Raw genomic sequence first — 24691 nt, 5'->3', positions numbered from 1 at the left:
CCCGCCCGTATTCCCGCCGACTACCCTGGTGGGGTGGAACCTCTGATCCTCGGCCTCGAGAGCACCTGCGACGAGACGGGAGCGGCACTGGTGCGCGGCACCGAGCTGCTCGCCGACGTCGTCGCGTCGTCCATGGACGAGCATGCCCGTTTCGGCGGCATCGTCCCCGAGGTGGCGTCTCGCGCGCACCTCGAGGCGTTCGTGCCGACCGTCGAGGAGGCGCTGAGCCGTGCAGGCGTCGGCCTGGCGGACGTGGACGGCATCGCCGTCGCGTCGGGCCCTGGGCTGGTCGGGTCGCTGACCGTGGGCGTCGCCGCCGCGAAGGCGCTGTCGCTCGCCCTGGGCAGGCCGCTGTACGGGGTCAACCACGTGATCGGCCACGCCGCCGTCGACGAGCTCGTGCATGGCCCGATGCCGGAACGCACCATGGCGCTCGTCGTCTCAGGTGGGCACACGTCGCTGCTGCTCGTGAACGACATCGCGACCGACGTCGTCGAGCTGGGCCACACCCTGGACGACGCCGCAGGGGAGGCCTTCGACAAGGTGGGACGCCTGCTGCACCTGCCGTATCCCGGTGGACCGCACGTGGACCGGCTGGCGCGGGAGGGCGACCCGCAGGCGATCCCGTTCCCGCGTGCGCTCACCAGTGCCAAGGCGATGCAGACGCATGCGTACGACTTCTCGTTCTCAGGGCTCAAGACCGCCGTCGCGCGGTGGATCGAGGCACGCGAGGAGGCAGGCCAGGACATCCCGGTGGCCGACGTCGCCGCCTCCTTCGCTGCCGCCGTCGCCGACGTCCTGGTGGACAAGACGATCGCCGCCTGCCGTGCGCACGACGTCGACACGCTCGTGATCGGCGGCGGGTTCTCCGCCAACTCGCAGCTGCGCGAGCTCGCGACCGAACGGTGCGAGCAGGCGGGCATCGACGTGCGGATCCCGCCGATCCGCTACTGCACCGACAACGGTGCGATGATCGCCGCGCTCGGCTCCGCCGTGGCGCGACGGGGCGTGGCGCCGAGCCGGCTCGACATCGGTGTCGACTCGTCCATGCCGCTCAGCACGATCACCGTCTGAGGACTGCATGCGGCGCTTCCTCGCAGGCTCGCTGAGGACCACCGCGGTGGCGTTGTCCGTCGGTGTGCTCGCCGCGTGCGGCGCCTCGCCGACGCAGCCGACCGCGTCCGCGCCACCGACTCCGAGCAGCACCTCGGCGCTGGCGTCCGCGTCACCGGACCCTGGGCACGAGACGTTCGCATGGGGTCCCACGCTCGCCGCGTGGGACGACGCGCTCGCGACCGCTCAGGGCCTCAGTGCTCGCGAGGCTGCCGGGGCGGTCCTCATGCCCTCCTACACCTACGAGGATCCCGCCGAGTTGGAACGGATGGTGGCCGACCAGGGACTCGCAGGCGTGATGCTGCTCGCCTCCGCCACTGAGAGCGCCGGTGTGGCGGCCGACCTCAATGCGGCCGCGCAGGAGGGGGCGGCAGGCAGGGGATGGCCCGCGCTCCTCTCCGTGGATCAGGAGGGTGGCACCGTGGCCCGGCTCAGCGACGGAGTGGCGGACCTCCCCGCCTTCATGGCGGCCGGCGCCGCCCGCGACAAGTCGCTCGTGCGCGGCGTGTACGCGGCCCAGGGGCGTGACCTCGCACAGCTGGGCTTCACGGTCGACTTCGCGCCCGTCGCGGACGTCACCATCGGCCTTGCCGACCCCGTCATCCGGTCGCGCTCGGCGGGCGACGATCCCGACGCGGTCGCGGACACCGTGGTCGCGGCGATGCGCGGCTACCTCGATGCGGGCGTGATCCCCACGATCAAGCACTTCCCGGGCCACGGCTCCGTGACCGTCGACTCGCACGACGCGCTGCCGACGCAGTCCGCGTCGCTCGACGTGCTCCAGCAGGCGGATCTGGTGCCGTTCACGCGCGCGATCGACGCTGGCGCTCCCATGGTGATGATGAGCCACATCGCCGTGGCGGCGTGGGGTGACGCACCGGCGAGCCTCGACCCGCAGGCGTACGCCTACCTGCGTGATCAGCTCGGCTTCACGGGCGTGGCGATCACGGACGCGCTGAACATGGGAGCCATCACCGAGTCCTACGGCCCTGGCGAGGCCTCGGTGAAGGCGCTCGCCGCTGGTGCGGACCTGCTGCTCATGCCCGAGTCCGTCGACGCCTCGCTGAATGCGATCGTCGCGGCTGTCGACTCCGGGACCCTGCCTCGCGCGAGGCTCGACGAGGCCGCCGCGCGGGTGATCCTGCTGTCACGATGGCAGGCCGGGCTCGTGCAGGTCGCGCCCACCGTCACCGGGGACTACGCGCGGGCGCTCGCCGACGCCGGCGTCACCGTCGCCGCAGCGGACTGCGACGCGCCTTTCGTCACGGGTCCGGTGACGATCACGGGCGGCTTCCGGGCCGACCGTGACGCCCTTGCTGCGGCGCTCGCCTCGCACGGCGTGGTCCTGGGCGAGGGCGGATCCACGATCTGGCTCACGGGCTCCGACGACACGTCGGGGAGCGCCGACGTGGTCGTGGCGATGGACGGACCGTGGGGTCTCAGCGGATCGACGGCCCGCGTCTACGCGGCGGTGTACGGGCGTGGGGACTCGGCCCTCGCGGGACTCGCGGACGTGCTCACGGGCGCGGTCGCGCCGCAGGGCCGCTGGCCCGTGGCGCTTGCGAACGTCCCCGCGGCGTGCTGACCGCCCGCGACCGAGCGATCTCTTCTCCCCGCCTCGCCCGAGGAGCTGTAGTCAGCGGTCGAGCGGTTCCACGAGGAGCGCCGTGTGGCGCCCGGCGATGCGGGTGAGGACGACGGTGGCGGCCTCCGTGCCCCGCAGCTTCAGCTGAGGTCGCAGCCGCTCCGGCGTCACGTCGATGCCGCGCTTCTTGATCTCGACCCGCCCCACTCCGCGTTCGCGCAACGCCTTCGCGAGCCGCTGGGTGGAGTACGGCATCGCCTCGAGCACGCGGTAGCCGTGCGCGAACGGAGTCGGGTGCGGGGCGTCAGCTGTCAGATAGGCGATCGTCGGGTCCACGAGGCGCGCGTCGAGTCGGGCCCCGAGAGGGCCGACGAGACCGGCCCTGATGACGGCGCCGTCGGGCTCGTAGAGGTACTCGCCGAGGGGGCCGACCTCGCCGGGGATCGGATCCGCGGCGAGCTCGTGCGCGTCGGAACCGCGCACGACGAGGGCCGAGTGGCCGTGCGTGCGCGCGAGCGGCCCGCACCACAGCCCCGCCTCGACGACGTCGCCGTCCACCGATACCCACTGGGCCTCGACCGGCGCGTCGGTCGTGGAGGCGGGGATCGCGTCGTGAGGGATGCCAGGGCCCACCTTGACGCCGAGTGCGGGGAACTGGTCGCGCAGCGCGAGCACGTCGTCGAGTGCGGGGGAGTAGTCGCGCGGGTCGTGGCGCCGGCCCCGGCCCGTGCGTCTGGCGGGGTCGGCGAACACGGCGTCCATCCCGTCGACCCTGCGCACCGTGGCCATGGAGTCCGCATGCACCACCACCGCGTCGTCCCAATGCCGCAGGTTGTGGTCGGCGAGCAGCGCGGTCGCCTCGTCGAGCTCGAACGCCATGACCGCCAGGCCGAGCGCTGCGAGCGCCATCGCGTCGACGCCGAGCCCGGCGGTGAGGTCGGCGACCCTGGTGCAGCCGGCGGATGCGTACCGTCGTGCATGCCTGCCTGCGACGCTCAGGCGCGTGGCCTGCTCCAGACCTTCGCGGGTGAAGAGCATGCCCACGGCGAACTCGCCCAGCTTGCCGCGGGCCCTCGAGCGGAGCTCCGCCTGGGTCAGGACCGCTGCGACGAGCCGGCCGTCCAGGCCCTCCGCTCGCAGCCGGCTGCCGAAGGCGAGCGGTTCGATCGAGTCGTACGGCGGAAGCCGATCTATCAGCGCGAGGGTCTCCGGAGCCAGCAGCAGGCGTGCGGTGTCGGCGTCCATGCCAGCGATGATTCCACGGTCCGGCACCGCCCGCAGTCGCATTAGCACTCGTGGCAGGTGAGTGCTAATCTGACCTTGCTCCGAGAGGGAGCGTGGCATCGGTCCGGTTCGCCTGACCCCCGCGACGGCAGGTCGCCCGGCAGATGTCGCAACCTGAACTTCGAGACGGAAGGTGAGGTCCGCAGTGTCGGTCTCAATCAAGCCTCTGGAGGACAAGGTCGTGGTCAAGGCGGCTGCCGCCGAGACGACCACGGCCTCCGGCCTCGTCATCCCTGACACCGCCAAGGAGAAGCCCCAGGAGGGCGAGGTCGTGGCGGTGGGCCCGGGTCGTGTCGACGACAACGGCAACCGCGTCCCCGTGGACGTCGCCGTGGGCGACAAGGTGATCTACAGCAAGTACGGCGGCACCGAGGTCAAGTACGCGGGCGAGGAGTACCTCATCCTCTCCGCGCGCGACCTGCTCGCCATCGTCGGCTAGTCCGACCAAGAACGCGACGAAGGCCCGGGAGCATCCGCTCCCGGGCCTTCGTGCATGCTCTCGCGTCTAGCTCGCCTTCTTGAGCCGTCCGACGAGCATCGCGTGACGCTCGTCCTCGCTCAGACCGCCCCAGACGCCGAACGGTTCGCGCGCCATCAGCGAGCGCTCACGGCACATGTCGAGCACGGGGCATCGGGCGCAGTACTGCTTGGCCGTCTCGGCCCTCCTGCGCCGGGCTGCTCCACGTTCGCCTTCCGGATGGAAGAAGAGGTCCGGATCCGCGCCGCGGCAGGCCCCCCGGTACTGCCATTCCCACTGGTCCTGCGTCGGTGCCGGCAGTCTTGCGATCGACTCCATGGCAGCTCCTCACGTCGTTCCCCTGAGCGGAATGATCACCAAGCTCGGTCTGACTTCGTTATCAAACCGTGATATTCACCCTAGAACGGACCAATCGCCCAGGTCAAGGGCTCGTCGTTGAACCCTTGGTGTCTGTCTACCGCGTTCGTGAACGTCTTGGCAAGGCCCATCTTCGGGGCGCGACCGAGCGCTCGTGAGGGCCCGTAGAATCGGTTCATGGCGCTCGCTGAACACGACCCCTTCGGCTACACCGGACTCACCTACGACGACGTGCTCCTCCTCCCCGGAGAGAGCGATGTCATCCCCTCCGAGGTCGACACCACGACCCGGCTCACCCGCGAGATCTCGATCAAGGTGCCGCTGCTCAGCGCCGCGATGGACACCGTCACCGAGGCGAGGCTCGCGATCGCGCTAGCCCGCCTGGGCGGCATCGGCGTGCTGCACCGCAACCTCTCCATCGACGACCAGGCGCAGCAGGTCGTCACCGTCAAGCGCTCCGAGTCCGGCATGATCACCGACCCGGTGACCGTAGGCCCGGAGGCCACGCTCGCGGAGCTCGACGCGCTGTGCGCCCGATACCGCGTGTCCGGCCTGCCGGTGGTGGACGAGGACAATCGGCTGCTCGGGATCATCACCAACCGCGACATGCGGTTCATCAACCCCAGCGACTATGCGCGGCTCCTGGTCAAGGACCAGATGACGCCCATGCCGCTCATCACCGCACCCGAGGGCGTGAGCAACGAGGACGCGGCGAGGCTGCTCGGCCAGCACCGCGTCGAGAAGCTGCCGCTCGTCGACGCCGACGGTCGCCTCACCGGCCTCATCACCGTCAAGGACTTCGTCAAGACCGAGAAGTACCCGCACGCCACCAAGGACTCCGAGGGGCGACTTCGCGTGGCCGCCGCCGTCGGCTTCTATGGCGACGCCTGGGAGCGTGCGACCGCGCTCGTCGACGCCGACGTGGACGCGCTCGTGGTCGACACCGCCCACGGCCATGCTCAGGCGATGATCGACATGATCAAGCGTCTCAAGTCCGACCCGGCCACCCGTCACGTGCAGGTGATCGGCGGCAACGTCGCCACGCGGGCGGGCGCCAAGGCGCTGGTCGACGCGGGCGTCGACGCCGTCAAGGTGGGGGTCGGTCCTGGATCGATCTGCACCACCCGCGTGGTCGCGGGCGTCGGCGTCCCGCAGGTCAGCGCGGTGTACGAGGCATCGCTCGCCGCCCGGCCCGCGGGCGTGCCCGTGATCGCCGACGGTGGTCTCCAGTACTCCGGCGACATCGCCAAGGCGCTCGTCGCCGGTGCCTCGTCCGTGATGCTCGGCTCCCTTTTCGCCGGCGTCAGCGAGACCCCCGGCGACCTGGTGCTGGTCAACGGCAAGCAGTTCAAGACCTATCGCGGCATGGGCTCCATGGGCGCCATGGCCTCGCGCGGTCGTGTCTCCTACTCCAAGGACCGCTACTTCCAGGCCGATGCGCCCAGCGACGACGACCTGATCCCCGAGGGCATCGAGGGGCGGGTGCCCTACAAGGGCCCGCTGTCGTCGGTGGTCCGTCAGCTCGTCGGCGGCCTGGGCCAGTCCATGTTCTACGTCGGAGCCCGCACCATCCCCGAGCTGCAGGCCAAGGGCAAGTTCGTGCGCATCACGCCTGCGGGCCTCAAGGAGAGCCACCCGCACGACGTGCAGATCACGGTCGAGGCGCCGAACTACTCCGGCAAGAGCTGACCACGGTCGGCTTCGTCGGCGGCGCCCTGCACGTCGCCGCGGCGACGACGGAGGCCGCATCCGGAGCTGGATCGTCGCTGCACGTGAGCGGGCGCATGCTCGCACTGCTGGTGCTCGTGGCGTTCGGTGCGGGGCTGCTCGACACCCTCGCCGGTGGGGGAGGGCTGATCACCCTGCCTGCGCTGCTGCTCGCCGGCGTTCCCCCCGTGCAGGCGCTCGGCACCAACAAGCTGCAGGGGTCCTTCGGCACCCTCACCGCCACCGTGCAGGTCATCCGTAAGCACGGCGTCGCATGGCGCGACGTGCGAGGACCCATGCTCGTGGCGTTCGCAGGGTCCGCGATCGGGTCCGTGGCGGTGCTGTTCATCGACCCCGAGGCCCTGCAGGTCGTCATCCCGATCGTGCTTGTGGGCGTCGCCGCATACTTCCTGCTGGTGCGGGATGCGCACCTGCCACCGCCCCGCGCACGCCTGACCCGGCGTGCGTACGTGGGCGGCGTGGTGCCCCTGATCGGTGCGTACGACGGCGCCTTCGGGCCAGGCACGGGCTCCCTGTTCGCGCTCGGGGGGGTCGCGCTGCGGGGCTTCGACCTGCGCCGCTCGACCGCCCTCGCGAAGACGCTCAACTTCGCCACCAACCTGGCTGCGCTGGCGGTGTTCGTCGCCGCGGGCAAGGTGGTGTGGCTCGTGGGCTCAGTCATGGCGCTCGGTCAGCTCGCGGGTGCGTGGATCGGCTCGCACCTGCTGCTCAGGGCGAATCCGCTCGTGCTGCGCGGGCTCATCGTCGCCGTGTCGCTCGCGATGCTGGTGAGGTTCCTGCTCAGCTGACGTGCCGGGCGGTGCGCCCAGCGCGTCGGCTCAGGCCCAGAGGCGCGCGATCACGGGTACAGACCGCGTAGGCGATGCGCCTCCACGACGCGTTCGACGGCCAGGACGGTGGCCGACTCCCGATACGTCATGCCGTGCGCCCCTGAGTGGGCCACGACGTCGTGCCACGCCTTCGCCATCCGCTCCTCGAGCCGGTCGTTCACCTCGCGCTCGGTCCACTGATAGGCCTGGTTCGCCTGCACCCACTCGAAGTAGGAGACGACGACGCCGCCCGCGTTCGCGAGGATGTCCGGCACCACCAGGATGTCGCGGTCCTTGAGGATCGCGTCCGCGGCCTCCGTGGTGGGGCCGTTCGCACCTTCGACGACGATGCGCGCCTGGACCTTGGACGCGTTGTCCTCGGTTAGCACGCCCTCCACCGCGGCAGGGACGACGACGTCGACGTCCAGCGTGAGCACGGAGCCGGGATCGATGGCCTCCGCGCTGTCGAAGCCCGCGACCGAGCCGGTACGGTCCACGTGCTCGGCGAGCCGCGCGATGTCGAGACCGTCGTGCGCGTACACGGCGCCGTCCACATCGCTCACCGCACGCACCCTGACGCCGGCCTCGGCGAGGAACCTCGCGGCACCGTGGCCCACCTTGCCGAAGCCCTGCACGGCAGCTGTCGCGTGGTTGGGGTCGATGCCGCGGCTCGCCATCGCCATCAGCGCGATGTGCGCGACGCCTCGGGACGTGGCCTGCGCGCGTCCCTGGGAGCCGCCCAGGCTGAGGGGCTTGCCCGTCACGACGCCGGTCACCGTGTATCCACGGGCGACCGAGTACGTGTCCATGATCCACGCCATCGTCTGCTCGTCGGTGCCGACGTCGGGGGCGGGGATGTCCACCTCGGGGCCGATGATCGGCAGGATCTCGGTGGTGTAGCGCCGCGTCACCCGCTCCAGCTCGGACTTGCTGTGCTCGCGCGGGTCGATCGCGACGCCGCCCTTGGCGCCGCCGTAGGGCACGTCGACGAGCGCGCACTTCCAGGTCATCCACATCGCGAGCGCGCGGACCTCGTCCAGGTCGACCGAAGGCGCGTAGCGCAGACCGCCCTTGGCGGGTCCGCGGGTGAAGTTGTGCTGGACGCGGAAGCCCGAGTAGAGCGCGAGCGTCCCGTCGTCCCGCCGGAGCGGGATGCTCACGGCGAGCTCGCGGCGGGGTGACGCGAGAAGCTGGTGAAGACCGTCTGAGATCTCGAGCGTGGCGGCCGCCTTGTGCAGCTGGGCCAACGCGTCGGCGAGCGGACCGGCAGCCTGCGGCAGTACCGGGGACTCGGGGTGCGCCATTGCAACCTCCTGATACCTGTCAGGTCAGGCTACGCCTGGGAGAAGGGTGATCCGTGCATCCGGCGTGCGGGGTCTCGCGCCGGTCGTTCGGCTCCGTGAGCTTGGCGCACGGCAGGTGTGGGGGACAGCCCGCCGTCGACGCGGCCGCCTCCTAGAAGAGGGCGTCGAGCTCCGGTTCGGGCTGCGGCTGCGGCTCCGGGTCGGCAGCCGACACGGGCCAGAGCGGGCTCGGGAGGTCGTCCGTCTCGCCCTTCGACTTCAGGAATGCTGCAAAGCGGGTGGCCCACACCCGGTGCGCCTCGATCTGCTGGTCGTGCAGGTCGTCCAAGGCGACCTGGGCCAGCGTCGGGTGCAGGTGCGCCATGGCGGGCAGCAGGTCGAGCGTGGCGAGCACGTCGGCGTCTGCGGCATGAAGATCGTCAGCGACGACCGGGACCGCGTAGATGCGGCACATGTCGATGAGCTTGCGGCCGCCCTTGCGGTACCGGTCAAGGAACCGGTCGATCACCAGCGGGTCGACGATCGGGCGGATCCCCCGAGGCAGCCGTGAGGCGAGCGACGCCAGGCCGTGCCGGGCGAGCTCTGCCTCGAGGATGCTGAGGTCGTACTGGGCGTTGAAGCCGACCACGGGGATGCCTGCGGCGAGCGGTTCGGCGAGCGCGGTCGCGATCTCCTCGAGACCTTGTGCGGGGTCCATGCCCTCCGCACGCGCCTTCTCGTTGGTGATGCCATGCACCTCGATCGCCCGCGCAGGGATCTCGACGCCGGGGTTGATGAGCCAGGTGCGCGTCCGCGGCTCCTCGCCCGCCCGCCGCGTGATGATCGCGGCGGTGACGATGCGGTCGTTCGCCGTGGACACCCCCGTCGTCTCCGTGTCGAATCCCACCATCGTCTCGTCGAGCCAAGTCATGGTGCCCACCCTTTCACGGTCTTCCGACATCGGCGCGCGCCGACGGTCCCCTGTCCACAGGTCCGCCGCATCGGCCCTGGTGCGAGACCCGGGCCGGTGGCCTCCGGCGAACGTCGGCTCCACCGCTAGGCTGGGACGGTGAGCAACGAGATGGAGATCGGGCGCGGCAAGCGCGGCCGCCGTGCATACAGCTTCGACGACGTGGCGGTGGTCCCGTCCCGACGAACGCGCGATCCGCGGCAGGTCAGCCTGGCCTGGCAGATCGACGCCTTCCGGTTCGAGATCCCGGTCATCGGAGCCCCCATGGACTCCGTGATGTCACCGGCGACCGCGATCGCTCTCGGGCAGCATGGCGGGCTCGGCGTCCTCGACCTCGAGGGCCTGTGGACCAGGTACGACGACCCGGCGGCACTGCTCGACGAGATCGCGACCCTGTCCATGGACGCCGCGACGCTGCGGATGCAGGAGATCTACCAGGAGCCCATCAAGGACGAGCTGATCGTCCAGCGGCTGCAGGAGATCCGCGCGGCGGGCGTGACCGTCGCAGGAGCGCTCAGCCCCCAGCGCACCCAGGAGCATTACGAGACGGTGCTGAAGGCCGGCGTCGACCTGTTCGTCATCCGGGGCACCACCGTGTCCGCGGAGCACGTGTCGGCCGAGGTCGAGCCGCTCAACCTCAAGAAGTTCATCTACGACCTCGACGTGCCGGTCATCGTCGGCGGAGCATCGACCTACCAGGCGGCGCTCCACCTGATGCGCACCGGCGCGGCGGGCGTGCTCGTCGGGTTCGGAGGCGGCGCGGCGCAGACCACGCGCACCACGCTCGGCATCCACGCCCCCATGGCGACCGCGGTGGCCGACGTGGCGGCCGCGCGCCGCGACTACCTCGACGAGTCCGGTGGTCGGTACGTGCACGTCATCGCGGACGGTGGCCTGGGGCGCTCGGGAGACATGGTGAAGGCCATCGCCTGCGGCGCGGATGCGATCATGCTGGGCGCGGCCCTGGCGCGCGCAGCCGAGGCGCCTGGCGCCGGGTACCACTGGGGCCCCGAGTCGTACCACTCGGCCCTGCCGCGCGGCGAGCGCGTGCGGGTGGGCACCACCGGCACCCTCGAGGAGGTCCTGTTCGGCCCGGGCACCCGCGCCGACGGCACCACCAACATCATGGGCGCGCTGCGCCGCTCGATGGCCACCACCGGGTACTCCGACCTCAAGGAGTTCCAGCGCGTCGACGTGGTCGTCAGCCCTTACCAGGCCGGCTGAGGCGGGCGGGATGCCCTCGCTCGTCCTCGATGGGCTCGTCAAGTCCTTCGGGGAAGTGCGCGCGCTCGACGGGGTCTCGTTCCAGGTCGCTGCAGGAGAGCTCTTCGGCTTCGTCGGCGCGAACGGCGCCGGCAAGACCACCGCGATGCGCATCGTGCTCGGGGTGCTGAGCTCGGATGCCGGCGCGGTGTCCTGGGACGGCGCCCCTGTCGGACCCGACGTGCGGCGCCGCATCGGCTACATGCCGGAGGAGCGCGGTCTCTACCCCCGCATGAAGGTCGGCGAGCAGCTCGTCTACCTTGCGCGGCTCCACGGACTGTCGATCGCCGCAGCCACGCAGGCCATGGATCACTGGACCGAGGTGCTCGGGGTGGCCGACAGGCGCGGTGACGCCGTCGAGAAGCTCTCGCTCGGCAACCAGCAGCGGGTGCAGCTGGCGTCCGCGCTGGTCCACGGGCCCGACATCCTCGTGCTCGACGAGCCCTTCTCCGGACTCGACCCGGTCGCGGTCGGGGTCATGAGCGAGGTGCTGCGCGGCCAGGCGGAGCGCGGGGTGCCTGTCATCTTCTCCTCGCATCAGCTCGAACTGGTGGAGCGTCTGTGCGACCGAGTCGGGATCATCCGCTCCGGGCGCCTCGTCGCGTGCGGCACCGTCGACTCGCTCACCGCCACCGCCCGCCCGCGCTGGACGCTCGAGGCGGAGCTTCCCCCGGCCTGGGCCCCCGCCGCCGACGGCGAGACCCGGGTCGAGCCGGTCGCGGAGGGCGCGTGGCTCGTCGAGGCTCCGGACGCGGCTGCTGCGCAGACGGTGCTCGCGGCGGCGCTCGCGGCAGGAACGGTGCGCGCGTTCACCCCGAGCAGGCCCACCCTCACCGAGCTCTTCCGCGACGTGATGCTCGAACCCTCGGAGGTGCCCGCATGATGTGGCTGATCGCGAGGCGGGAGTTCGTGGTGCGCGTCGGCTCGCGCGCGAACGTCGTCGCCTCGTCCGTCCTGATCGTGCTGATCGTGGCCGGCGCCCTGATCGCGAAGCCCTTCCTGTCCTCCGACGGTCCCGCGCCCGTGGTGCAGGTCGCCTCGGGCGAGACGGCCGCGCTCGTGCCCTACCTCGAGTCAGCCGCCGCAGCACAGGGCCTCACGGTCACCGTGCAGACGGTCGACGCCCCTGACACCACGACGCTGCCGGACGGCGTCAGCGCGATCCTCACCGGCGCGCCCACGCAGCCCGACCTGTACGTCGACACGGCGGGCGACTCGATCGTCCCCGTGGTGCAGGCAGCTGTCCGGTCCGCAGCGCTCGCGGCGCAGGTGACGGACCTGGGCGGGGACCCGGCCTCCGTGGCGCAGGCGCTCGCGGCCGCGACGCCCACCGTGACCCCGCTGAGCGCCGCCGCGGGCTTCGACTCGGCGAAGTTCTTCTCCGGCTTCATCGTGGTGATGCTGCTGTTCTTCGTGCTGATCCAGAGCGCCTCCGTGATCATGCTGGGCGTGGTCGAGGAGAAGGCATCGCGCGTGGTGGAGATCCTGCTCGCGACGGTGAAGCCTTGGACGCTGCTCGGCGGCAAGGTCCTGGGCGTGGGACTGTTCGCACTCGCGCAGGCGGGCGCCCTGATCGTCGCGCTCCTGTTCGGCGCCCTGCACCTGGACCTCCTCGGGAGCCTGAGCGTCAGCGTCGGCACGATCCTGGTGAACTTCGCCGTGTGGTTCGTGTTGGGATTCTCGCTCTTCACGGTCCTGTTCGGGGGGCTCGCCTCGCTCGTGTCGAGGCAGGAGGACGTCGGGTCGGTCTCCACGCCGCTGATGTTCGTGATGCTCGCGCCGCTGTACCTGGCGATCTACCTGGTGCCGAACCTGCCCGACGCCACCATCACGAAGGTGCTCACGCAGATCCCGTTCTTCGCGCCGTTCATGGTGCCGATGCGGATGGCCTTCGGCTCGATCAGCGTCGTCGAGGTGGTGGCGGCCGTGGTGATCTGCCTGGTGGCGATCCCTGTGCTGGTGTGGGTGGGCGGCCGCGTCTACGCGGGCGCGGTGCTGAACACGGGCGGGCGCATGCGCCTCGCCGACGCTTTCCGGAGAGGTTGAGAGGTCGAGGTTGGCGCTGCAGACCTGTGTCGTCATCAGGCACGTCGCGTTCGAGGATCTCGGATGCTGGGAGGCCGAGCTGCCGAGGCTCGGCTACGAGGTGCGATACCTCGAGGCCGGCGTCGACGACCTGTCGCCGTTCAGGACCGCCGACCTGGGGATCGTGCTCGGCGGCCCGATCGGGGTGGAGGACGCCGCGGACTATCCCACCGTCACGCAGGAGATCGCCCTGATCAAGGACAGGCTCGACGCCGACCAGCCGACGCTCGGCGTGTGCCTGGGGCTGCAGCTGATGGCGGCCGCGCTCGGCGCCCGCGTCGGCAAGGGCACCTTCGAGCTGGGCTGGAAGCACATCCGTCCCACGTCGGTAGGGCTCGTCGGCCCGTTGCGGCGCGTCGCGAGCGCGCCGATGTTCGTGTGGCATGGCGACGAGGCGGAGCTGCCGTCCGGCGCGGTGCTGCTCGCCTCGACCGACGAGGTCCCGGTGCATGCGTTCTCCTACGGCAGGTCTCTGGCGGTCCAATTCCACCCGGAGGTGGACCCGGCGACCTTCGAGCGCTGGGTGATCGGGAACATGGTGGAGCTGCGGGAGATCGGCGTGAGCGTCCCCGAGTTCCGCGCGGAGATGCAGGAGCGTGGGCCGGCGGCGGTGTATGCGAGCCTGCGGCTGCTCCGCGCCTTCATCGCCGGTCTCTGACCGGACCGACCCGGCCCGCCGGCGACGACGGCCACGGACCCGCAACGTGTCGGCCATGCCACCCGTCGGGGACGCCTGTGCATGCGGTGCCGGGAGGGTCAGCGCGGAGGCAGCACCGTGATCGCCTCGACTGCGCATCCCGAGCCGCGCATGGTCGCGACGGCGGCCTCGACGGCTGACAGGCGACCCATGACGATCGTGGTGGCGTCCGGCCCCTCGCCGTGGCGATGCACATCAGCCTCGGCGGGCAGCGCCTCGTCGCCGGTGCCGCCGGTGAGCATCGCGACGGCCCTGACGCGGGAGTCGTCGGCGGCCACGAGCGTGGCGTCGCGGACCACCGACAGTCGCGCGAGTGTGCGCACCAGCACGTGTGCCAGCCGCTCGGAGGCGGCGAACTCCACGGACAGGGTGCCCATGCCGTCGTGCACGTCGAGCGTGGAGATCGATCCGAAGCTGACGCCTCGCTCGGAGAACACCCCGGTCAAGGCCGTCGAGGCGCCGGAGCGGTCCTCGACGGTGACGAACGCGAACCAGCGCCGAGTGAGGGTGCTCATCGGCCACCTCCCCACGCGACGATGGCCTCGTTGATCGCCTGACCGACCTCCCAGAGCAGCCGGGACTCGTCGGGGGCGAGGTCGTCGAGCATCACGCGGGTCCACCCCTCGGGCCCGACGGCCACGGGCACTCCGAGCACGCCGCGCCAGGGCATGCCTCCCAGCTCGATCTCGCCATCCAGCAGCACCTGCCCTGCGACCACGATGTCGCGTCCGTCGAGCACGGTGCGGATCAGGTCGACGGTCGCGCTCGCGGTGCCGTTCGCGGTCTTCGCGCCGCTCGTGTGCGTGAGGTAGGGGCGGATGACCGCCTGGAGGTCGGGCGGAAAGGCGTCGACCATGCCGAACGCTGCCGCCATGTCCGTCTGGGTGGTGACGTGGGCCTTCGCGGTGGCGATCTCGCTCGCGAAGGAGGCGAGGGTGCGGTCGCCGCGGAGCCGTTCGACGATCTCGAGCCGCTCGTCGGCGTCCAGCCCGCGCAGCCTGACCGTGGACCACAGCGGCACCATCCGGTCGCCGTGCTGGCCTGCGACGAATCCGCTGACGCGCTGGCGGCGGATGCCGAGCGTCGCGGCGATCTCGCGGCGGAACCGGAGTGTGTCGAGCCACGCTCCCATGCCGATCACGCGGTGGTGTCCGAGCCGACGGGCGAACACCTCGACGGCGAGCTCGACAGGGTTGGACACGACGATGACGACCTCGTGGCCGCTGCCGTGCCGCGCGAGGGAGTCGGCGTACTGCTCGAAGACGATGCGGTTGTCGGCGGCGAGGCGGTCGCGGTCGATCGTCTGGCCGGTGCCGGTGGGGATGGTTCGGCCGGCGGCGACGACAACCACGTCGGCCACGACGTCGTCCGGGCTGGTGGCGACGTCGATGTGCGGCGCCTTCTCGTCGTAGGCGTCGATGAGGTCCACGCGGAGGCCGTGCACCGCCGCCTCGGACGATCCGCCGGCGCGGCCGACCAGCTGCAGGCGGGAGCCGGCCCCGAGCTCGCCGTGCTCGATGAGGTCGCTGCACACGGCGCGGCCCACGTCCCCGGTGGCTCCGATGATGGCGACATCCATGGGAGCGAGGCTACGCCCGTGATGTTTCGCCGTTGTTGACCACCGGCGAGGTTGACCTGTCACACATTTTTGCACGGGCATTGCCCGGTGATAGCAGGGATGATCCGCATGAGACGGGAGAGCGCTTCGGGAAAGGGGAACAAACATGCCCCACGGGGTGTATCCATATACATGACACGTGACCAGCAAAGGCGCCCGGTCCGTCGTCCCCCTTCCCCCGTGGGCGCCTCAAGGAAGGAGCGCCGCCCATGAAGGCAGTGCGTTTCACCGAATGGAAGACCAAGCCGTCCCTGCGCGAGGTCCCCCGGCCCAAGCCCGCGCCCGGAGAGGTGCTGCTCAAGGTTGCCGGCGCCGGCGCCTGCCATTCGGACGTGGCCGTCTACGAGCAGTTCGACGAGACCACGGCAGGACCCCAGTTGGCGCCCGAGTACACGCTCGGCCACGAGACCGCAGGGTGGATCGAGGAGGTCGGCGAGGGAGTCCTCGGCCTGACCAAGGGCGACGCCTACCTGGTCTACGGCCCGATCGGGTGCGGTCACTGCGCCGCCTGCTCACGCGGGCAGGACACCTACTGCGAGAACGCCGCCAAGACCCCGTTCCTCGCGTCCGGCCTGGGCAAGGACGGCGGCATGGCCGAGTACATGACCGTCCCCGCACGCAACCTCGTGCCGCTCGGCGATGCCGATCCCGTCGCCGCGGCACCGCTCGCCGACGCAGGCCTCACGCCCTACCACGCGATCAAGCTCGCACTCCACAAGCTTCAGGGCGGTGGCAAGACCGCGCTCGTGATCGGCCTGGGAGGCCTCGGCCAGATCGCCGTCCAGATCCTCAAGGCCACCACCGCCGCCACCGTCATCGCCACCGACATGAAGCCCGAGGCGATGGCGCTCGCGGCCAGTCGCGGCGCCGTCACCGTCGAGGGCGGCGAGGGGCAGGCGGATCGCATCCGCGAGCTCACCGAGGGCAGGGGAGTCGACGCCGTCTTCGACTTCGTGGGCCTCACTCCGACCATCCAGCTCGCGCAGAAGGTGGTGGGGAAGCAGGGTCGCATCACCGTGGTCGGCATCGCGGGCGGTCCCGTGTCGTGGGACTTCTACTCCAACCCCTACGAGGCCGAGCTGACCAACACCTACTGGGGCACCATCGAGGAGCTCCACGAGCTGGCCGCGCTGTACCGCGCCGGCCACATCGAGGTCGACGTCACGCGGTTCTCGCTCGACGACGCGCTGCTCGCCTACGAGCACCTGGAGAACGGCACCCTGCTGGGCCGCGCCGTCGTCGTCCCCCACCTGGACGACGCGACCACGGCCTCGCTCCAGGCGCTCGCCGACCGGATGCCCGCCGGGGTCTGACCTCACGGACGACGACAGGGGCGGCCGCGCATGCGACCGCCCCTGCCGTGCGATGACGGAGGACCTCCGGCCCTCAGCGGCCTGAGGTCCTCCGCGCCTGGCACTAGCTCAAGGTGAACATGTCCACGCCCAGAGCCAGGTCGGTTGCGATCGACGTGAGGCCGTCCACTGCGCCTCCGACCTCGCCGGCGCTGCGCTGTGCGTCCTGCGCCGAGTCGGAGAGCTGATGTGCCGCGGTCGAGATCTCGCTGGCGCCGTCGGCCGCGACCACGAGGTTGCGCTCGATCTCCGACGTCGTGACGCTCTGCTGCTCGATCGCCGCGGAGATCGAGGACTGATGCTCGTCCACCCGGGCGATCGACGCGGCGACGCGCTCGACCGCCTCCTGCACCTCCGTCGAGTCGGCCGCGACCTCCTCGAGCACCGGTCGGATCGTCTCGATCGCGGACGCGGTCTGCTGGGCGAGGTCCTTGACCTCGCTCGCGACCACCGCGAAGCCCTTGCCCGCCTCACCGGCGCGGGCGGCCTCGATCGTCGCGTTGAGCGCCAGCAGGTTGGTCTGCGCGGCGATCGCGGTGATCGCCTTCAGCACCTCCGCGATACGCGACGACGAGTCGCCGAGCCGCTGCGAGATGTCCGCTGCAGCCGAGGTCGTGTCGACGGCGGTGCGGGTCTCGCCCGTGGCGGCCTGCACATCGCGGGCGACGGACTCGATGGTGCTGCGCATCTCCGTCATCGCCGCCGTCACCGACTGCACCTCCGTGCTCATGGTGGTGGCGGTGCCGGCGGTGCTGGTCGCGTGCGCGGTGGTCTGGGCGGCGACTCCCTGGAGGCTGGCGCTGGACCCGCTCAGGCGCTCGGCCGTGGCGTTCACCGCCTCCGCCCCCGTGCGGATGCTGCCCACGGCCGAACGCATCGCGATGATCGTCCGGCCGAGCGCATCGCCCATCCGGCCGATCTCGTCCCGGCCCTCGCCCGCCACCTCGACAGACAGGTCGTGCTCCGCGACCCTGCCCAGCGCTGCGGTGAGCCGTGACACGCGGCCGACGATCCGGCCGGATGCGATCACGATGAAGGCGACGGCGATGATCGCCACGAGGAGGCCGACGCCCATCAAGGTCCAGGTGAGGCTCGTGATCCCCTGGTCGAGGTGCGTCGGCACCACCTGCAGATCGGAGTCCATGCCCCACGCCGCGATCGTCCAACCCCACGGCGCGTAGCGCGAGACCTCGACGCTGGCGCCGTCGGAGCCGGAGAGCGCGTCGACCCTCACGTTCGTGGTCGACGTGGCGTCGGGGAGCGCGGCGCCCGCATCGATCAGCGCCTGGGAGTAGGCGGCGTCCGCGGCCGCACCGGCGTCGGCCCCGGGCGGCGGCACCACCCAGCTGCCGTCGTCCGTCATGACGGTGACGAAGCCGCTGTGGCCGACCGCCACCCCGGCGAGCGCGGCGAGGAGCGGTGCGTCGACCTCCGACTGAGGAAGCCCGACGAAGATCGCCCCGACCACCTGCCCGTCGCTCATGAGGGGGCCGTACGCGGTGACGTACGGGACGCCGACCACGCTCGCGGTCCCGTAGTACGGCTGACCGGACAGCAGTGCGGCGACCACGGCGTTCGGGGTGCCGTCCGCGTTGGTCGCGCCGATGTACGTGCCGATCGCCCTGGTGCCGTCCGCGCCGGGCACGGAGGTGGCGACCCGCAGCATGTCTCCCTGATCGTTGATCCTCTGGAAGACGGTGGTCGCCGAGCCGAGCAGTCCTGTGACCGTGTCGACGATCGGCACGGACGCGGTCATGTCGGACACCTGGCCAAGGTCCTGACCGCCCACCAGGAGGCGGGCGAGGCTCACGGTCGACACGTCGCCCGTCGCCTGGTTCTTCGCCTCCCACGAGCGCGGGTCGCCGAACGTGATCGCGCCGCTGGAGGTCAGGACCGCGGAAGCGACGTTGAGCTCGGACTCCATGCGGGTGGTGACGGTGTCCACCTGGGTGGAGACGAGGTCACGGGCGGACCGAGCGGTCTGCGCGAGCGATTCCGAGTTCAGCTGCTGGACGTCCGCGGTGGCGGTGTCGGCGAGCTGGTGGGCCTGCGCCGCTCCGACGACCGTCAACGCGACCGATGCGGCGAGCACCGCGAGCGCGCCGAAGGCGACCAGCTGCAGCCTCAAGCTGGTACGCAGGGAGGGGAGTGCCTTGCTCACGTTGAACCTTCTGTCCGTCGAACCGGTGTCCTGCCTGATGTCGATCCCATCGACACTGGGTGCAGGATGTGAGCGTTCTTGGTCGGACGGCCGCTGACCAGGGGTGATGCCCGTGCGGGTATGTCTTCCAGGCAGGACCCTGCGCCGAGTGGATGATCGGCTGAGCGGCTGGTCAGCGCCGAGGTCCAGCGGTTCAGCCGTCCAGGGTGGTCCGGATCGCACGGGCGGCGGCGCGCGACAGCGCCGCGAGCGTGACGTCGCGGTCCATCGCCTCCGCAAGTGGAAGAGGCCGGTCGTGGATCGGCTGAGCCCACGCGAGGCCCATCCGCTCGAGCTCCGCGTGGCCGGCATCCACCCGTCCCGCCAGCGCGATGACCGTGACGTCCCGACCCTCCGCACGGGCCGCACGGTGCGCCAGTCCTGCGACCGCAGCAGGCACCTTGCCCTCCGCGGTCTGCGCATCGAGGGCTCCCTCGCCCGTCACCACGACATCCGCGCTCGCGAGCGAGTCGATGCCGTGGGTCTCGTGCAGGATCGTCTCGAGGCCGGGGGAGAGCATGCCTCCGATCGCCAGGAGAGCCGCGCCGATCCCGCCGGCCGCGCCTGCTCCCGGCACGTCAGCGACTGCGGCACCCGCCCGTGCGAGCGCGTCAGCCCATGTCGTCATCGCGACCTCGAGCTCGTCGACCAGCTCCGGGTCGGCGCCCTTCTGCGCGGCGAACATGCGTGCCGAGCCGCGGGGACCCAGCAGCGGCGTCGCCACGTCGGCCAGGCCGACGGGCACGCACTCGACCTGCGGCAGCTCCACCCTCGTGGGACGCAGGAGCAGCGGGTTCTGCGCCTGCGGGCGCCCGTCAGGCCAGAGCGGAGTGCCGTCGGCAAGCCAGACGCGAGCGCCCAGCGCGAGCAGCATCCCCACGCCACCGTCGGTGGTGCCGGTGCCCCCGAGGCCGACGAGGGCACGGTGGGCGTCGGAGTCGCGGGCGGCGCCGCGGAGGTGCAGCCCGAGTCCGTAGGAATGCGCGCGGCGCGCCAGCGCGGGCGTGGGCGGCCCCAGGAGTGCGAGCCCCAACGTCGACGCGGACTCGACAGCCACCGCGTGCGGGAGCTCCACGTAGGGCGCCACCGTCGGGCGGCCCAGCAGGTCCACCGTGGGGATCTCGCCTCGCATGCCGTGCGGGGCGAGCGCGTCGAACGTCCCCTCGCCGCCGTCGGCCACCGGAAGCTCCGTCACGACCGCGTCCGGCGCGGCCTCGCGCACGCCCGCCGCCACCGCGTGGCAGGCCTCGGCGCTGGTCACGGATCCCTTGAATGAGTCGAGCGCGACGACCACGCGAAGCGGCCCATGCTGGTCCCTCACGCCGTCGTCGACCATGCCCTCAGGATGCCTGACATGAGAAGGGCCCGCACCCCTGACGGGATGCGGGCCCTTCTCCGAGCGGGCGGGTTGCGCGCCTACTCGTTGTCCCCGCCGGTCGCGGCGGTCGCGGACACGTCGGCGTCCACGGTGCCACGAGCGTCGGGCCACACCCAGTTCGCGACCTCGGGAAGGTCCTCTCCGAACTCCCGGGCGTAGCGACGGGCTGCGAGCCGCTGGTCGAACAGTCGCTGGCGCAGCGACGCGGCCTTCGTGCCGAGGCTCGGCACGTGGTCGATCACGTCCATGACCAGGTGGTAGCGGTCGATGTCGTTCAGCATGGCCATGTCGAACGGCGTGGTGGTGGTGCCCTCCTCCTTGTAGCCGCGCACGTGCAGGTTGCTGTGGCCGGTGCGACGGTACGTGAGGCGGTGGATCAGCCACGGGTAGCCGTGGTACGCCATGATGATCGGCTTGTCCGTGGTGAACAGCTGGTCGAACTCGCGGTCCGACATGCCGTGCGGGTGCTCCTTCTCGGGCTGGAGCCGCATGAGGTCCACGACGTTGACGAACCGCACCTTGAGGTCGGGGAGCTCCTCGCGGATGATGTCCACCGCGGCGAGCGCCTCCATGGTGGGGACGTCGCCGATGCCGGCGATGACCACGTCGGGCTCCTCGCCGTCCGGCACATTGGAGGCGAACTCCCAGATGCCGGCACCTCGGGTGCAGTGGTCCACGGCCTGGTCCATGGTGAGCCACGACGCCTGAGGCTGCTTGCCCGCGATGACCACGTTCACATAGTCGCGCGACCGTAGGCAGTGGTCGTAGGTGGCCAGCAGGGTGTTGGAGTCGGCCGGCAGGTAGACGCGCACGACCTCGGCCTTCTTGTTCACGACGTGGTCGATGAAGCCAGGGTCCTGGTGGCTGAAGCCGTTGTGGTCCTGGCGCCACACGTGGCTGGACAGCAGGTAGTTCAGCGACGGGATCGGGCGGCGCCACGGGAGCTCGCGGGAGACCTTGAGCCACTTGGCGTGCTGGTTGAACATCGAGTCGATGATGTGGATGAACGCCTCGTAGGACGTCAACAGGCCGTGGCGGCCGGTGAGCAGGTAGCCCTCCAGCCATCCCTGGCACTGGTGCTCGGACAGCATCTCGACCACGCGGCCCTCGTGGGCCATGTGCTCGTCGTCGAACTCGGAGCGGGCGTTCCATACCTTGTTCGTGACGTCGAGCACCGCCTGGATGCGGTTGGACGCGAGCTCGTCGGGGGCGAAGATGCGGAAGTTGTCGGTGTTGGCCGCCATGACGCCCTTGAGGTATCCGCCGAGCACCTTGGTCGCCTCGTGCGGGCCGTAGCCGGGCACCGGGACATCCACAGCGTAGTCGCGGAAGTCCGGCAGGCGCAGGTCCTTCATCAGCAGGCCGCCGTTGGCCTCGGGGCGGGCCGACATGCGCAGCTCGCCTTCCGGCGCCAGCGCGGTGGTGGCGGGCAGCGGGGCGCCGGCCTCATCGAACAGCTCCTCAGGGCCGTACGACTTCAGCCAGTCCTCGAGCGTGTGCAGGTGCTCGTCCGTGTCGCGCGCCGAGCTCAGCGGCACCTGGTGTGCGCGCCACGAGCCCTCGGTGATCTTGCCGTCGATCTTGGGCGGGCAGGTCCAGCCCTTGGGCGTGCGCATCACGATCATGGGCCACATGGGGCGCTCCATGTTCGGGTTCACCTTCGCCTCGGCCTTGATGGCAGCGATCTCGTCCATCACCTCGTCGAGCACGGCCGCGAAGCGACGGTGGATCGACTCGTGCGACTCGTCGTCCATGCCGGCCTCGAAGACGTGCGGCTTGTGGCCGTACCCCTTCATGAGGTCCACGAGCTCCTGCTCGGAGATGCGGGCGAGCACGGTCGGGTTGGCGATCTTGTACCCGTTGAGGTGCAGGATCGGCAGCACGACGCCGTCGGTGGCGGGGTTGATGAACTTGTTCGAGTGCCACGACGTGGCGAGCGGGCCCGTCTCGGCCTCGCCGTCGCCGACGACCGCGGCGACCAGCAGGTCGGGGTTGTCGAAGGCCGCGCCGTACGCGTGGCTGAGCGCGTAGCCCAGCTCGCCGCCCTCGTGGATCGATCCGGGCGTCTCGGGTGCGACGTGCGACGGGATGCCGCCGGGGAAGCTGAACTGCTTGAACAGTCGCTTGAGGCCCGCCTCGTCGTTCGAGATGTCGGGGTAGGTCTCGGTGTAGGTGCCGTCCAGGAAGCTCGACGCGACCAGGCCGGGGCCGCCGTGACCGGGGCCGATGATGTACATGGTCGGCTGCTGGCGCGCCTTGATCATGCGGTTCAGGTGGGCGTAGATGAAGTTCAGGCCAGGCGTGGTGCCCCAGTGGCCCACGAGGCGGGGCTTCACGTGATCGCGGGTGAGCGTCTCACGGAGCAGGGGGTTGTCCAGAAGATAGATCTGGCCGACGCTCAGGTAGTTGGTGGCGCGCCACCAGCGGTCGATGCCATCGACCTCTGCGTCGGTTGCTGCGTCGGTCGTACGGTACGACCAAGGGTTCTGCGTCATTGCTGTCCTCCGTCTTGGCGGTGACTTCAGAATGGCATGGTGAGCGTTAACATCGCGCGGCGAAGGTCCTAGACTTCACCGGAAGTTCAGGACGGTTGCGCCTCCTTCGACGGATTTCGACGCCATCCGCGTCAGTCGCGCGCCGCCGTCCGTCCCAGCTCGAGGCGACGGCCCTGCCATCGCCGCCGCAGCCAACGGTCGTGCGACGCCACGATCACGGTGCCAGGGAACCGCGGGATCGCCTCCTCGAGCGCGGTGACGAGCGCCAACGACAGGTGGTTCGTCGGCTCGTCCAGCAACAGCACGTCCGGCGGGTCCGCCAGCACGATCGCCAGTGCCAGACGACGCTGCTGGCCTACGCTCAGCGCCGCGACCGGGCGGTTCTCATCCCGACCCGCGAGCAGGCCGAACGTCGACAGCGGGACGGCCGCGGACCCCACCGCGTCCAGGTACGCCTGGCGTGCGGTGAGAGCAGGACCGCGGCCGAACGGGTCGGCGATGCGCGGGTCCTGCGTCAGGAGGCCCACGCGAAGACCGGAGCCGATGCTCGCGGTGCCGCTCGTGGGGTCGAGCGCACCTGCGAGCACCGCCAGCAGCGTCGACTTGCCCGACCCGTTGGCCCCCGTGATCAGCACATGCTCGCCCGGTGCCACCGCGAGCGAGGTGCGGGCGAGGCGCCCGGCGACCGCCACGCCGGCGGCGACCAGCGCGTGACCGGTGGCCCCAGCAGCGCGGCGGTGAGCGGCTCCCGCGTCCAGACCCGAGAAGACGAGCGCGGCCGGAGGCCTCCGAATCTGCCGCTCCTCCAACTCCTCGAGACGGGCGCGGGCATCGTTGACGCGCCGGGCGACCACCGTCGCGTTGCGGTCCGCGTAGAACTTCTTGGAGGCGCGCGCCTCGGTGCGCGGCGACGCGCCCGCGTGGCCCACCTGGTGACTGTCGCGCACCCCTGCGCGCAGGCGCTTCAGCTCGGCCTGCTCGTCCCGGTAGCGACGCTCCCAGCGCTCGCGGGACGCGGCACGGTCGGCCAGATACTCGGTGAACGTGCCGCCGAAGCGGGTGACGCCGACGCCCGAGCCTGGCCCGCCGTCGTCCACCGCGGCCGCGACCCTGTGGGGGACGGGCGCCGGATCCAGGTCCACGAGCACGGTCGCCACGTCGTCGAGGAAGGCACGATCATGGCTCGCCATGGCGACGGGCCCGCGCCAGGTGCGCAGCACGTCCGCCAGATGCTCCGTCGCGGAGTCGTCCAGGTGGTTGGTCGGTTCGTCCAGGAGCAGGACGTCGGGCCGGGCGAGCAGCAGCCAGGCGAGGGACAGCCGGGCGCGCTGGCCGCCAGACAGGCGGCCAGTCGGACGGGTGCGAGGCACCGATGCCAGACCCAGCCCGGCGAGCATGGTCCCGACGCGCGCGTCCGCTGACCATGCGTCGAGGCGCTCGGCCTCCTCGAGGGCGTCGGCGAACGCGCCTGCGACGGCAGCGTCGTCCGGGTGATCGGCGAGCGCCGCTCCCAGCGCGTCCACCGCGTCGGCAGCGTCCCGCGCAGGCGCGATCGCGGCTTCCAGCGCCTCCGCGACCGTCTGTTCATCTCCGAACGGCGGCTCCTGGCGCAGCAGGCCGACGCGCGGTGTCCAGCCGCCAGAGGAGGTCGCGACGATGCTGCCCGCGTCGGGAGCGAGGGCGCCCGCGGCGAGACGCAGCAACGTCGACTTCCCTGAGCCGTTCTCGCCGATCAGTCCGACGCGCTCGCCGCCGGCGACCGTGAGCGAGATGGCGGTGAGCACCCGGCGGTCGGGGTACGAGAAGGAGACGCCGTCGACGACGAGCTGCGTCGCGCCGGACGAGTGGAAGGAAGGGGAGAGCATAGCCATGGGCGTCCTCGAGGATCGGGACGGCTCCCGCCGGGCGTATGCCTCGGGCGCGGGACGTGCATGGGTGCTACAGCTTCACGCCGTTCAGGGTAACCGACGGTGTCAAGCGGACTGCGTGCCCGGTG

General features: G+C 71.0%; 20 protein-coding genes. 10 read left to right on the top strand and 10 right to left on the bottom strand.

The window, feature by feature from the left end; all coding sequences use genetic code 11:
* Positions 1-33: 33 nt before the first annotated feature.
* Positions 34-1074 (top strand): tRNA (adenosine(37)-N6)-threonylcarbamoyltransferase complex transferase subunit TsaD, encoded by a 1041-nt coding sequence (tsaD, locus tag RN607_RS11610; protein ID WP_313497366.1) that lies wholly within the window; start codon positions 34-36, stop codon positions 1072-1074.
* A gap of 7 nt (positions 1075-1081) precedes the next feature.
* Positions 1082-2698: a glycoside hydrolase family 3 N-terminal domain-containing protein gene (locus tag RN607_RS11605; protein WP_313542751.1), complete on the top strand. Its 1617-nt coding sequence runs from the start codon at positions 1082-1084 to the stop codon at positions 2696-2698.
* 51 nt (positions 2699-2749) lie between these two features.
* Here the strand turns inward: RN607_RS11605 and RN607_RS11600 are convergent, their stop codons facing one another.
* Positions 2750-3943 (bottom strand): THUMP-like domain-containing protein, encoded by a 1194-nt coding sequence (locus tag RN607_RS11600; RefSeq protein WP_313542749.1) that lies wholly within the window; start codon positions 3941-3943, stop codon positions 2750-2752.
* A gap of 184 nt (positions 3944-4127) precedes the next feature.
* Between RN607_RS11600 and groES the strand changes: the two genes are divergently transcribed.
* Complete coding sequence (gene groES, locus RN607_RS11595) at positions 4128-4421, top strand: co-chaperone GroES (protein ID WP_313497360.1); 294 nt, start codon at positions 4128-4130, stop codon at positions 4419-4421.
* 66 nt (positions 4422-4487) lie between these two features.
* Here the strand turns inward: groES and RN607_RS11590 are convergent, their stop codons facing one another.
* Positions 4488-4778 carry a WhiB family transcriptional regulator gene (locus RN607_RS11590; protein ID WP_313497358.1) on the bottom strand — a complete coding sequence of 97 codons (291 nt, stop codon included), beginning with the start codon at positions 4776-4778 and terminating at the stop codon, positions 4488-4490.
* A gap of 216 nt (positions 4779-4994) precedes the next feature.
* Between RN607_RS11590 and guaB the strand changes: the two genes are divergently transcribed.
* Both guaB and RN607_RS11580 read left to right on the top strand, forming a co-directional pair.
* On the top strand, positions 4995-6506 hold the full coding sequence (guaB, locus tag RN607_RS11585; protein ID WP_313497357.1) for an IMP dehydrogenase: 1512 nt from the start codon (positions 4995-4997) through the stop codon (positions 6504-6506).
* Between the two features lie 83 nt (positions 6507-6589).
* Positions 6590-7333 carry a TSUP family transporter gene (locus tag RN607_RS11580; RefSeq protein ID WP_313542747.1) on the top strand — a complete coding sequence of 248 codons (744 nt, stop codon included), beginning with the start codon at positions 6590-6592 and terminating at the stop codon, positions 7331-7333.
* Positions 7334-7383: 50 nt separating this feature from the next.
* On the opposite strand, the gene RN607_RS11575 is transcribed toward RN607_RS11580, so the two are convergent.
* A complete protein-coding gene (locus RN607_RS11575) occupies positions 7384-8658 on the bottom strand; it encodes a Glu/Leu/Phe/Val family dehydrogenase (protein WP_313497353.1) in 1275 nt (424 codons plus the stop codon).
* A gap of 151 nt (positions 8659-8809) precedes the next feature.
* Entirely contained in the window at positions 8810-9568 is a 759-nt protein-coding gene (locus RN607_RS11570) for an exonuclease domain-containing protein (RefSeq protein ID WP_313497352.1), read from the bottom strand.
* Between the two features lie 138 nt (positions 9569-9706).
* Between RN607_RS11570 and RN607_RS11565 the strand changes: the two genes are divergently transcribed.
* Genes RN607_RS11565 through RN607_RS11550 form a run of 4 tightly spaced genes read left to right on the top strand, consistent with a single transcriptional unit; the run spans position 9707 to position 13613 of the window.
* Complete coding sequence (locus RN607_RS11565; RefSeq protein WP_313497350.1) at positions 9707-10831, top strand: GuaB3 family IMP dehydrogenase-related protein; 1125 nt, start codon at positions 9707-9709, stop codon at positions 10829-10831.
* A 10-nt stretch (positions 10832-10841) separates the two neighbouring features.
* On the top strand, positions 10842-11753 hold the full coding sequence (locus tag RN607_RS11560) for an ABC transporter ATP-binding protein (RefSeq protein ID WP_313542746.1): 912 nt from the start codon (positions 10842-10844) through the stop codon (positions 11751-11753).
* Positions 11750-12916, top strand: a complete 1167-nt coding sequence (locus RN607_RS11555; protein ID WP_313542743.1) for an ABC transporter permease — start codon at positions 11750-11752, stop codon at positions 12914-12916. The genes RN607_RS11560 and RN607_RS11555 overlap by 4 nt, the downstream gene beginning before the upstream one ends.
* A gap of 10 nt (positions 12917-12926) precedes the next feature.
* Positions 12927-13613, top strand: coding sequence for a glutamine amidotransferase-related protein (locus RN607_RS11550; RefSeq protein WP_313542741.1), 687 nt, complete (start codon positions 12927-12929; stop codon positions 13611-13613).
* Positions 13614-13711: 98 nt separating this feature from the next.
* Here the strand turns inward: RN607_RS11550 and RN607_RS11545 are convergent, their stop codons facing one another.
* Positions 13712-14167, bottom strand: coding sequence for an ACT domain-containing protein (locus RN607_RS11545; RefSeq protein WP_313497342.1), 456 nt, complete (start codon positions 14165-14167; stop codon positions 13712-13714).
* Positions 14164-15231: a lactate/malate family dehydrogenase gene (locus tag RN607_RS11540; RefSeq protein ID WP_313542740.1), complete on the bottom strand. Its 1068-nt coding sequence runs from the start codon at positions 15229-15231 to the stop codon at positions 14164-14166. Before RN607_RS11540 ends, RN607_RS11545 begins: the two co-directional genes overlap by 4 nt.
* 248 nt (positions 15232-15479) lie before the next feature.
* Between RN607_RS11540 and RN607_RS11535 the strand changes: the two genes are divergently transcribed.
* Complete coding sequence (locus RN607_RS11535; RefSeq protein WP_313497338.1) at positions 15480-16583, top strand: NAD(P)-dependent alcohol dehydrogenase; 1104 nt, start codon at positions 15480-15482, stop codon at positions 16581-16583.
* Positions 16584-16686: 103 nt separating this feature from the next.
* On the opposite strand, the gene RN607_RS11530 is transcribed toward RN607_RS11535, so the two are convergent.
* The 4 genes from RN607_RS11530 to RN607_RS11515 all read right to left on the bottom strand — a co-directional run bounded on the left by RN607_RS11530 (position 16687) and on the right by RN607_RS11515 (position 24566).
* Positions 16687-18783 carry a methyl-accepting chemotaxis protein gene (locus RN607_RS11530; protein WP_313542739.1) on the bottom strand — a complete coding sequence of 699 codons (2097 nt, stop codon included), beginning with the start codon at positions 18781-18783 and terminating at the stop codon, positions 16687-16689.
* 193 nt (positions 18784-18976) lie between these two features.
* Complete coding sequence (locus RN607_RS11525) at positions 18977-20158, bottom strand: glycerate kinase (protein ID WP_313542737.1); 1182 nt, start codon at positions 20156-20158, stop codon at positions 18977-18979.
* An 80-nt stretch (positions 20159-20238) separates the two neighbouring features.
* Positions 20239-22695, bottom strand: coding sequence for a phosphoketolase family protein (locus tag RN607_RS11520; protein ID WP_313497332.1), 2457 nt, complete (start codon positions 22693-22695; stop codon positions 20239-20241).
* Between the two features lie 131 nt (positions 22696-22826).
* Entirely contained in the window at positions 22827-24566 is a 1740-nt protein-coding gene (locus RN607_RS11515; RefSeq protein WP_313542735.1) for an ABC-F family ATP-binding cassette domain-containing protein, read from the bottom strand.
* Positions 24567-24691 lie beyond the last annotated feature (125 nt).

Source organism: Demequina capsici (genome assembly GCF_032102965.1).
GTDB classification, from domain to species: domain Bacteria; phylum Actinomycetota; class Actinomycetes; order Actinomycetales; family Demequinaceae; genus Demequina; species Demequina capsici.
The sequence above is the reverse complement of the archived record's forward strand: the minus strand, read 5'-3'. Positions and strand labels throughout refer to the sequence as shown.